Here is a 9,577-nt window from a genome sequence, read left to right as displayed (position 1 = left end):
CACTGGATTAACCCCTGCGAGATGTCTTGCGGGCGGCGTTGTACTCCGCCACCGGATCCACCGCGCGCGGCCACGATCCGGTGCTGAGCAGGGTCCCGGTCGCGTGGATCGCGGTCCCCTTCAAGTAGTGGACCAGAACGCTGTGAAGGAGGCCTTCACTACCTCGGGCGACTAATGGCCTTCGGACAGGATCGTGGCGAGTTCGTCTTCGAACAGCACGTCCGGGTCGAAGCCCATACCGGTGAACTGCCCGGCCAGTTCCAGGCTGATGACGCCGTGCAGCCGGGTCCAGAACGTGAGCGCCCGGCGCATTGCGGCCGGCGACGCTTCGTGTCCGCCGGTCCAGACCCGGTGCGCGGCAAGGTGTTTATCCAGTTCACGAGGTGACGCCGAAGGCAGGGCGGCGAAGATGTCGAGGAACACCGTCATCACGGCCCTGGAGACTTCGACGGTCTCCGGCGGCGCCTCGTAACCGGGCACCGGGGTGCCGAGGATCAGGAGGTACCGGTGCGGCTGGGCCAGCGCCCAGCCGCGCACCGCGCGCCCGACGACCGCGGGCCTTCGCTGGGGATCGTCCTCGTTGTCGGCCGCCGAACGCACGGTCTCGGCGAGCTCGCGGTATGCCTCGCTGATCAGTTCGGTGACCAGCTCGTCCCGGTTGGTGAAGTACCGGTACAGCGCGGGTCCGCTCAGTCCCATCTGCTTGGCGATCGCGTTCAGGGAGATCCCGGCCGCGCCCGTCTCGGCGACCTGCCGCAGCGCGAGGGTCCTGACCTCGGCGCGCACCTGCTCCCGGTAGCGCGCTCGGGGCGTCGCGGGCGAACTCGTCATCAGAGGGGCTCCTGTCACTCGTGTCAGGAACATTATTGCATCCTCCCACTGTTAGATGCTATAACTTTAGCATCATACGATAACGGAGGCGGCCATGAACGACACCGAACAGCTGGTCCAGGTGGTCTTGCCCGGCAAGGTCGACGCCGACGGATTCCTGCTGGAACGCCACCCCGTCCCGGCTCCGGGCGACGGGCAGGTGCTGGTCGCCGTGGAGGCCAGCGGGATTTCGTTCGCCGAGCAGCAGATGCGCCGCGGCCGGTACTACGACCAGCCACCCTTCCCGTTCGTGCCGGGATACGACCTGGTCGGGACCGTGCTCTCGACCGGCGACGGCGTCGACCCAGCGATGCGCGGGCGTCGCGTCGCCGCGCTCACGAAGGTCGGCGGATGGGCCAGTCACGTGGTCCTCGCCGCGGACGAGCTGGTCACGGTCCCCGACGGCGTCAGCGCGGTGGAGGCCGAGACCGTCGTGGTCAACGGCATCACCGCCTGGCAGATGTTGCACCGCAAGGCCGGTGCCAAGGCCGGGCAGACGATCCTGGTCCACGGCGCGAACGGCGGCGTCGGCTCGACACTCGTGCAGCTGGCCCGCGCCGCCGGCGTGAAGGTGATCGGCACGGCGTCCGCCCGGCATCACGACGCACTGCGCGAGCTCGGCGTGACGCCGATCGACTACCGCACCGAGAACGTGCCCGCCCGGGTCCGCGAACTCGCGCCCGGCGGGGTGGACGCGGTGTTCGACCACGTCGGCGGCCGGAGTGTCGTGGACTCCTGGAGCCTGCTCGCCAAGGGCGGCACCCTCGTCTCCTACGGTTCCGCCGCCACGAAGGATGACACCGGTTCCAAGCAGCTGCCGGTGCTGAAACTCCTCGCCCGGGTGCTGCTGTGGAACACGTTGCCGAACGGGCGCAGCGCGTATTTCTTCAACATCTGGGCCGGGCTTCGCGCCAAGCACAAGTTCCACGCCCGGCTCCGCCAGGACCTCACCGAAGTCTTCGAGGCCATGCGCGCCGGACAGCTCACCGCGCAGATCGCCGGCGTGCTGCCCTTCGCCGAGGTCGCCGACGCGATGCGGCTCGCGGAGTCCGGCACCGTCGCCGGGAAAGTCGTCTTGACTCCCTGATCACCTTTTCCCCACCGCGTCGACCCGGGCCGCTTGAAGGTCGGCTCGGTGTTCGAGTGGGAGGTCCAGGCCGCGCTCGACGCGTCACTGACGGCCTGCGCCAACGCGGAGTGTCGTAGCCGGGCGCATAATGGCTGTGGCCGGAGACCCACGGACTTTGGGGGTTCGAGTTGACGAGCAAGGCGTTTCGGTTCGGAGTGGTCGCGGCACCGCAGGGTGGCGCGAAGCAATGGCGTGACACCGCGCGCCGGGTCGAGGAGCTCGGGTATTCGACGCTGCTGACTCCAGACAACCTGCACCTGCCTGCCCCGGCGGTGTCATTGGGGATCGCCGCCGGCGCCACCACCGAGCTGCGGGTCGGCACCTTCGTGCTGGCGAGTCCCCTGCGCACGCCAAGGTCGGCGGCGTGGGAGTCGCACAGTCTGTCGGTGCTGACCGACCGGCGATTCGAGCTCGGTCTCGGCACCGGCCTCCCGGCGATGCGGGAGGCCGCCGAGGAACTCGGGTTGCCGTACGGCTCGGGCAAGCAACGTCTCGACCAGGTCGCCGAGACGATCGACCACGTCCGCGGGCTGGACGGTGACGAGCACACCCCGATCCTGGTGGCGGCGGGCGGACCCAAGGCACGTGCGCTGGCCGGGGCCAAGGCCGACATCGTCACGCTGGCCAGTGGCCCGCTGGCCACCCGGGCGGAGACCCGCGCGATGATCGACGACGTCCGCGCGGCCGCGGGCGACCGGGCCGAAGACATCGAGTACGCGATGAACATCTTCGTCGTCGGCGACGAGGTGCCGCCGTGGATCCAGGGCTTCATCGGTGCCGACGCGGCCACCCTGATCGAGCACGACTCGCTGACGATGCTGCGCGGAAGCGTCGAGCAGATGGCCGAAGAACTGCAGCGGCGCCGCGAGGAGCTCGACGTCTCCTACGTCAGCGTCAACAGCGCCTTCCTCGAGGAGTTCGCGCCGGTGGTCGCCCGGTTGAGCGGGAGCTGAGCGCGATCAGGAAGATCATTCTGTCCATGTCGGTCTCCCTGGACGGTTTCTTCGAGGGCCCGGACAGGGAGATCGACTGGCACCTGGTCGACGACGAGATGCACTCCTACATCAACGAGTATTTCGGCGAGATGAGCGCCTTCCTGGAAGGGCGGGTCACCTACGAGTTGATGGCCGGATTCTGGCCGACGGCCGACGCCGATCCCGGCTGCCCCGCGCCGATGGCCGAGTTCGCCGGGATCTGGCGCGGCATGCCCAAGATCGTCTACTCCAAGACGCTGGCCGAAGCGGGCTGGAACAGCACCATCGCGCGGGAGGTCGACGTCGACGAGGTCGAGGCGCTGAAGGCCCTGCCCGGTGGTGACATGGTGGTGGGCGGGGCCGACCTCGCGGCGACCTTCATCGAGTATGGCCTCGTCGACGAGTTGCACCTGTTCGTCAACCCGGTCGTCCTCGGCCGCGGAAACCGGCTGTTCCCGGAGACGAAGATCGACTTCGACCTGGTGGGGACCAGGACCTTCGGCAACGGTGTCGTACTCCTGCGCTACCGGCGCTGAGTCACTGCTCCGGCTGAAGCGGTGGGCCGGCGACGCCGATCAGGTGCCCCTCGGGGTCGGTGAACTGCCCGACCCCGAGGGCCCCGCCGGACTTCGGCTCGGGACCCATCACGCGTTTCCCGCCGAGCTCCTCGGCCTTCCTGAGCGCGGCCTCGACGTCAGGAACACCGATGTAGAACAGGACGCGGTGCTCGTAGCCCTCACCACCACCGACTCCCCCGTTGATCCCGGCCGAGCTCCCGTCGACGAACCCGTACTTGCCCGGCTGCGAAACCGTCCCTGTGGCCGCGTCACCGGTCTGGAACTCCCAGCCGAACAACTCGCCGTAGTAGCCGCGGAGCTTGGCCGGATCGGTCCCGATGATCTCGAAATGCGCTACGTGCTGTCCCATGGTCGGCTCTCCCTGCTCTGATGTGCGGGTCACAAGGAGGTCGGAACCGTTCGGCCGTTCTCGACAGCGTCCGGGAAACTCCCTGAGGGGGTCTGCTGGACCCTGGGTAAAACCATGCCTGTTTCTCGGCGGGCGAACGCCCGCAGCCGGTGGTTAGCTGAAAACATAACCCACCGAAACGAGGAACAAGGCGAAATGAAGCGCAGAACTCTCGGCGGAACAGGCATCTCGGTCAGCGATTTCGCCCTCGGCACGATGATGCTCGGCGCCATGGGGAACACCGATCACGACGAGTCGGTCCGCATGATCCACACCGCGCTCGACGCCGGGATCAACTTCGTGGACACGGCCGATGTCTATTCCCGGGGCGAATCGGAAGAAATCGTCGGAAAGGCGCTCAAAGGCCGGCGTGAGGAAGTCGTGCTGGCGACGAAGTTCGCGCTCCCGATGGGCGAGGACGCCAACCACAGCGGGGGCTCGCCGCGGTGGGTCAAGCGCGCTGTCGAGGACAGCCTGCGCCGGCTCGGCACCGACTACATCGACCTGTACCAGATGCACCGGCCCGACCACGACACGGAAATCGGCGAAACCCTCGCGGCGCTGTCCGACCTGGTCCGCGCGGGCAAGGTCCGCGCGATCGGCTCGTCGACGTTCCTTCCCGAGCTGATCGTCGAGGCACAGTGGGCCGCGGAAAAGGGCGGGCACCACCGCTTCCGGACCGAGCAGCCGCGGTACTCGATCCTGACCAGGACGATCGAAAGCTCGGTGCTGCCGGCCGCACAGCGTTACGGCATGGGCGTTTTGACCTACGGCCCGCTGAGCAGCGGCTGGTTGTCCGGCCGTGCGGACCCGACGCAGGGTCACCGCGTGGCGACGGCTCCGCAGGCCTTCGACATGACCGACCCGGCGAACCAGCGGCGACAGGACGCGGTCCAGGACCTCACCAAGCTGGCCGCCGACGCGGGCATCCCGCTGACGCACCTGGCGCTCGCTTTCGTCCGTTCGCACCCGGCCGTCACGTCCGTCCTCATTGGACCGCGCACGCCCGCGCAACTCGAAGACCTCCTGGCGGGCGCGGACGTCGAACTGAGCGAGGACGTCCTCGACCGGATCGACGAGATCGTCCCGCCCGGCACCGAGATCAACCCGGCCGACAACTATCTCGCTCCGTCACCGGCGATCCTGGACAAGCGCCTGCGCCGGCGGTAAATACCACCGCACGACAAGCGGCAGGTCTGACATCATGTCAAGTTTTCTTGACATGATGTCAGGCCTGCTTTACATTCGTTCTCATGCCACACGAAGAGAAGCGCACGTGGATCATGGGAGTGGTCGCGGTGGTCGCCTACGCGGCCTACCTCGTCATCATTTCCGTTAAGGCACAAGGGATCCCGCTCGCCGAGGCACCGTACGCGGCGACGTTGCTCTGGACCGTCGGCGGCGCGATCGCGGCGTCGATCCTGCTTGACATCCTGACCGGGCTGGGCTCACCCCGGCACGCCGACAAGAAGGACCAGCGCGACCGGGAGATCAGCCGCTTCGGCGAGCACGTCGGCCACTCGTTCATCGTCCTCGGCGGGGTCGCCGCGCTCCTGATGGCGCTGGCCGAACTCGGCCATTTCTGGATCGCCAACGTGCTTTACCTGGGTTTCGTCCTGTCGGCGATCATCGAATCCACCGCGAAGATCGTCGCGTACCGCAAGGGACTCTGGCCGTGGTGAAACCGACCAAGGTCACGAACGCCATCCGTTCGCTCCGCTTCACGCACGGGGAAATGACCCAGGCGGACCTGGCGAACCGCATCGGCGTGACCCGTCAGACCGTGATCGCCATCGAACAGGGCCGCTATTCGCCGTCCCTGGAAATGGCTTTCCAGATCGCGAAGGTGTTCAAGGCTCCGCTCGACGAGGTTTTCCAGTACCCGGACAACGAAGGAGAAGCGTCATGAAGGCGATCGTCCAGGACACCTACGGTTCAGCCGATCACCTGGAACTCAGGGACGTCGACCTGCCCGCGGCCGGGGAAGACGACGTGCTCATCCGCGTGCACGCGGCCGGCGTCGACCCGGGTGTCTGGCATCTGATGACCGGCCTGCCCTACCCGGTCCGCCTGCAGTCCGGCCTCCGCGCCCCCAAGATCCGCGTCCGTGGCGTGGACGTCGCCGGAACCGTCGAAGCCGTCGGCACGAACGTCACCCGTTTCCAGCCGGGCGACGAGGTCTTCGGCACCTGCACCGGTGCCTTCGCCGAATACGCCGTCGCCCGCCACGACAAACTCGCGCCGAAACCCGCCAACCTCACCTTCGAGCAAGCGGCCGCCGTCCCCATCTCCGCCTGCACCGCCCTGCAAGCCCTCCGCGACGCCGGACGCATACAGCCAGGCCAGCACGTCCTGATCATCGGCGCCGCCGGGGGCATCGGCACCTTCGCCGTACAACTGGCCAAATCCTTCGGCGCCACCGTCACCGCCGTCTGCAGCACGACAAAAACGGACCTGGTCACCTCACTCGGCGCCGACACCGTCATCGACTACACCCGCCACGACTTCGCCGACGGCGTCACCCGCTACGACCTGATCCTCGACACCGCGGGCAACCGCACCCTCACCCACCTGCGAAAAGCCTTGACCCCCAACGGAACCCTGGTCGTCGTCGGCGGAGAAACCAGCGGCCGCTGGCTACAAGGCACCGACAGACAGCTCCGCGCCACGCTGCTCTCCCCGTTCGTACGCCACCGCCTCCGCGGCCTGCTTTCGTTACCCCGCCTGGACAAACTGGAGTTCCTGGCCCGCCTGATCGAGTCGGGCAAAGTCACCCCGATCATCGACCGGACCTACGCCCTGAGCGCGACCCCCGAAGCCATCACCTACCTAGCCGAAGGCCACTCCCGCGGCAAAGTAGTCATCACCATCTGAATCCAACCGCCATCTGTCGACAGGTGGCGAGCTCTCACAATCTAAGGGATCGCCACCTGTCGACAGATGGCGGGGACTTCGTGTCACCAGGTGGAGGGGGCGGGCGGGGGAACCACGGACGGGCGGTCGTCGCAGGTGATGGTGTTCGGCAGCAGCCACGGGGCGAGCCAGCCGCCGTCGTTGCCACCCAGGTCCGTCATCGAAAACTCCGACCCAGCCGGGGTGAAGTTGAACGAGCCGCAGTTGTTGACCCCGACCGCGCCGACGTTGCGGGCGTCCACGTTGCCGAAGGACACGGAACCGGCGGTGCGGCCGCTGACCACGGAAGTCCCGGTGCCGTCGACCTTCGTATCGGCGAAGTGGACGTTCGTGATCGAGTACTGATCCTTCACCGGGAAATCGCTGACGAGCATGATCGCGTTGTAGGTGTTGTCGAGGAAACTGTTGCCGACGACCTGGATGTCCGCGTCGATGTTCTTTTCCAGCGCGTAGAACCAGATCGCGCCCAGCCCGATGTTCCAGTTCAGTTCGTAGGTGCCCGCGCGGACCGTGGTGTTGCCGGTGATCCACAGGTGCCCGGTGAACGCCTGCGCGCCGAAGCGGGAGCCGACCTGGATGCCACTCCCCTCGCGGATCGGGTCGGCGATCAGGTTGTTCGAGATCGTGTTGTCCGTGCCGCCGTAGATCGCGATGCCGTTGGCGAGGACCGCGGTCTGCACGGTGTTGTGGTCGAAGGTGTTGCCCGCGTTCTGGGTCTTCTCCGACCACATCGCGAGGCCGTCGTCACCGGAGTTGCGGACGAAGTTGTTGGACACCAGCGAGTTCGTGACACCGGTGTGGAAGTTGAGGCCGTCGGCGATCTGGTCGACGATGACGTTGTCCGTGATCCGCAGGTTGGTCATCGGGCCGTCGAACCACAGGCCCACCTTGGTGTGCCTCAGGTACAGGCCGTCGACGGTCGAGTCGCTCATCGCGCCGCCGACCCCGTTGACCTGGTCGGTGTCGATGCGTTCGCGGACGTCGCCCTCGATCGCGAACCCGGCCAGGTGCACGTTCCTGCTGCCACCCGACGCGGCGTCCTTGCCGTAGAAACCGACGCCGGTGTGCACGGAACCGTCGGGAGCCGGCGTGCTCAGCGCGACTTCGTGTCCCTTGACGATGGTGTACCAGTTCCCGGCGCCCTCGATCGTGACGTCGTCGACGAGGATGTGACGGTTCACCTGGAAGGTGCCCGGCGGGACGTAGACCTTGAGGTGCCAGCGTTTCGCGAAGGCGATCGCCCGGTCGAACGCGTCGGCGGAGTCACGCCGCCCGGTCGGGTCCGCGCCGAACAGCAGCACGTTCGCCGCGACAAGATCGACGTGCGGCTTGCCGACGAGCTCCGAGTCGAGGAGGTCGATGACCGTCCACGCGGCCTTGCTCCCGGCCGGAACCGTGAGCCGGACCTTGTCGCCCGCGCGGTAGGTCTGCCCGAGCAGCAGGCGCTGCTCGTCGTAGAAGTGGTTCGGGCGGAACGGGGACGTGATGACCGGGGCCGGTGTCGTCGCGGCGGGCACACAGGCACACTCGGTGATCCACCAGTCGGGGTGCAGCAAGCCCGCGTTGGGGTCGTTGGAGAACGGGTATTGGTTGTACAGCCACGAATACTGCGAAGTGAGCGTCATCGTCTTCGCGCGGCCGCCGTTGGCCGAGACGTCGAGCGGCGCGGTGATCCCGCCGCCGTTCGGCGCGTCCGGGATGCTGTAGCGCACGGTGATCGCGTTGGCCGCGCTCGGCAGGGTGAACTCGACGTACTGGCCCGACGCCAGTTTCACCGCCGTCCGCCCGGATGCCTCCGCCGGCAGCGTGTACGCCGATCGGTCTGGCCCGATGGTCGTACCGTTGGTCGCCGCGTTTTCCGCTTCCTGCTCCACGAAATCGACGCGGGCACCACGGCCCGCGACCAGCGACGGATCAAGACCAGCCCGCGTCACGACCGGCGCGCTCGAAACCGCGGACGCCGTGGCGACACCGGCCATGACTCCCAGCGCGACGGCGGCCGCCGTCGTGACCGTGACCGCTGTCCACCATGATCGCCCGGGGATGATGCTCCGTGACATCGAGGCACTCGTTTCTCTCAGGGTGCGGGAAGCCTGCGCCGCGACGGCCGCGAGGGTGAGGTGACCTTAGGTCGCCGTTCCGCTTCTCACAAGATGTTGCCCCGTATATTCGGGGAATTGCCCAAGAGTTGCGCGCTTGTCTCGAAAACTTGCGCAAATGACCCAAGATCCTTTGCGTACGCGCTCAACCCGCCGGTTCGAGCCTGCGAACCCAGACGAGGAACAGCGGCGGAGACGGCACGGCCACGGCGTCGTCTATTTCGCGCAGTTCGGACAAGGGAACACGTCCAGGAGTGCGGTCCGAGAGGAACAGGGCGTGGGGAGCGAGCGAGGACGCCGAGCACTTCAACGCACCGGCCTGCACGTCGTGCCAGACGTAGTAGGTCGCCGAGATACGTGCCTGAGAGCGGCAGTGACTTCTTCGAACGCGAGCACCACTTGTTCCGCGGTCACCGCGGCCCTGTCCGCCGGATCCGCGCCCAGCGACCAGGTGTTGGCGTGCCCCCGGGGAAAATGTCGACACTTTCCCCGAGGCGGGGTTTCCCGTTTCCCATTCCGTTGTGCGCCAGGAAACCACTGTTTGGCGGGACCCCCTTCTTCGAGGATCGAACTGCGGAATTACTTCCGGAGAACGAAAGGGGGCGAACTCATGGAACCCCACCGCA

10 protein-coding genes are annotated in these 9,577 nt (G+C 67.1%); 7 read left to right on the top strand and 3 right to left on the bottom strand.

All coding sequences use genetic code 11. From position 1 onward, the window contains the following. Positions 1 to 171: 171 nt before the first annotated feature. Entirely contained in the window at positions 172 to 831 is a 660-nt protein-coding gene (locus VGP60_RS00145; RefSeq protein WP_327545724.1) for a TetR/AcrR family transcriptional regulator, read from the bottom strand. Positions 832 to 925: 94 nt separating this feature from the next. Between VGP60_RS00145 and VGP60_RS00140 the strand changes: the two genes are divergently transcribed. The 3 genes from VGP60_RS00140 (at position 926) to VGP60_RS00130 (ending at position 3,509) form a co-directional block, all read left to right on the top strand. Next, positions 926 to 1,957, top strand: a complete 1,032-nt coding sequence (locus tag VGP60_RS00140) for a medium chain dehydrogenase/reductase family protein (protein WP_327545723.1) — start codon at positions 926 to 928, stop codon at positions 1,955 to 1,957. A gap of 170 nt (positions 1,958 to 2,127) precedes the next feature. Beyond that, the gene (locus VGP60_RS00135; RefSeq protein WP_327545722.1) at positions 2,128 to 2,952 is read left to right on the top strand and encodes an LLM class flavin-dependent oxidoreductase; all 825 of its coding nucleotides are present in this window, start codon (positions 2,128 to 2,130) and stop codon (positions 2,950 to 2,952) included. Then, on the top strand, positions 2,949 to 3,509 hold the full coding sequence (locus VGP60_RS00130; RefSeq protein ID WP_327545725.1) for a dihydrofolate reductase family protein: 561 nt from the start codon (positions 2,949 to 2,951) through the stop codon (positions 3,507 to 3,509). The genes VGP60_RS00135 and VGP60_RS00130 overlap by 4 nt, the downstream gene beginning before the upstream one ends. A 1-nt stretch (position 3,510) precedes the next feature. On the opposite strand, the gene VGP60_RS00125 is transcribed toward VGP60_RS00130, so the two are convergent. After that, on the bottom strand, positions 3,511 to 3,900 hold the full coding sequence (locus VGP60_RS00125) for a VOC family protein (RefSeq protein WP_327545721.1): 390 nt from the start codon (positions 3,898 to 3,900) through the stop codon (positions 3,511 to 3,513). 195 nt (positions 3,901 to 4,095) lie between these two features. Here VGP60_RS00125 and VGP60_RS00120 point away from each other — a divergent pair, with 195 nt between their 5' ends. The 4 genes from VGP60_RS00120 (at position 4,096) to VGP60_RS00105 (ending at position 6,813) form a co-directional block, all read left to right on the top strand. Then, positions 4,096 to 5,109 carry an aldo/keto reductase gene (locus tag VGP60_RS00120; RefSeq protein ID WP_327545720.1) on the top strand — a complete coding sequence of 338 codons (1,014 nt, stop codon included), beginning with the start codon at positions 4,096 to 4,098 and terminating at the stop codon, positions 5,107 to 5,109. Between the two features lie 83 nt (positions 5,110 to 5,192). After that, a complete protein-coding gene (locus tag VGP60_RS00115) occupies positions 5,193 to 5,621 on the top strand; it encodes a hypothetical protein (protein WP_327545719.1) in 429 nt (142 codons plus the stop codon). Beyond that, a complete protein-coding gene (locus VGP60_RS00110; RefSeq protein ID WP_327545718.1) occupies positions 5,615 to 5,848 on the top strand; it encodes a helix-turn-helix transcriptional regulator in 234 nt (77 codons plus the stop codon). Before VGP60_RS00115 ends, VGP60_RS00110 begins: the two co-directional genes overlap by 7 nt. Continuing rightward, complete coding sequence (locus VGP60_RS00105; protein ID WP_327545717.1) at positions 5,845 to 6,813, top strand: NAD(P)-dependent alcohol dehydrogenase; 969 nt, start codon at positions 5,845 to 5,847, stop codon at positions 6,811 to 6,813. The genes VGP60_RS00110 and VGP60_RS00105 overlap by 4 nt, the downstream gene beginning before the upstream one ends. 83 nt (positions 6,814 to 6,896) lie before the next feature. On the opposite strand, the gene VGP60_RS00100 is transcribed toward VGP60_RS00105, so the two are convergent. After that, positions 6,897 to 8,912 carry a glycosyl hydrolase family 28-related protein gene (locus VGP60_RS00100; RefSeq protein ID WP_327545716.1) on the bottom strand — a complete coding sequence of 672 codons (2,016 nt, stop codon included), beginning with the start codon at positions 8,910 to 8,912 and terminating at the stop codon, positions 6,897 to 6,899. Positions 8,913 to 9,577: the final 665 nt, after the last annotated feature.

This window comes from Amycolatopsis sp. (assembly GCF_036008905.1).
Lineage (GTDB): Bacteria > Actinomycetota > Actinomycetes > Mycobacteriales > Pseudonocardiaceae > Amycolatopsis.
Note: the sequence above shows the minus strand (reverse complement) of the source record. Positions and strands in the feature narration are given on the sequence as shown.

What these genes read in the sequence shown, in the direction of transcription:
- VGP60_RS00145 (WP_327545724.1), bottom strand. Translation starts at nt 831, where the DNA reads ATGACGAGTTCGCCCGCGACGCCCCGAGCGCGCTACCGGGAGCAGGTG.
- VGP60_RS00140 (WP_327545723.1), top strand. Translation starts at nt 926, where the DNA reads ATGAACGACACCGAACAGCTGGTCCAGGTGGTCTTGCCCGGCAAGGTC.
- VGP60_RS00105 (WP_327545717.1), top strand. Translation starts at nt 5,845, where the DNA reads ATGAAGGCGATCGTCCAGGACACCTACGGTTCAGCCGATCACCTGGAA.
- VGP60_RS00125 (WP_327545721.1), bottom strand. Translation starts at nt 3,900, where the DNA reads ATGGGACAGCACGTAGCGCATTTCGAGATCATCGGGACCGATCCGGCC.
- VGP60_RS00115 (WP_327545719.1), top strand. Translation starts at nt 5,193, where the DNA reads ATGCCACACGAAGAGAAGCGCACGTGGATCATGGGAGTGGTCGCGGTG.
- VGP60_RS00120 (WP_327545720.1), top strand. Translation starts at nt 4,096, where the DNA reads ATGAAGCGCAGAACTCTCGGCGGAACAGGCATCTCGGTCAGCGATTTC.
- VGP60_RS00100 (WP_327545716.1), bottom strand. Translation starts at nt 8,912, where the DNA reads ATGTCACGGAGCATCATCCCCGGGCGATCATGGTGGACAGCGGTCACG.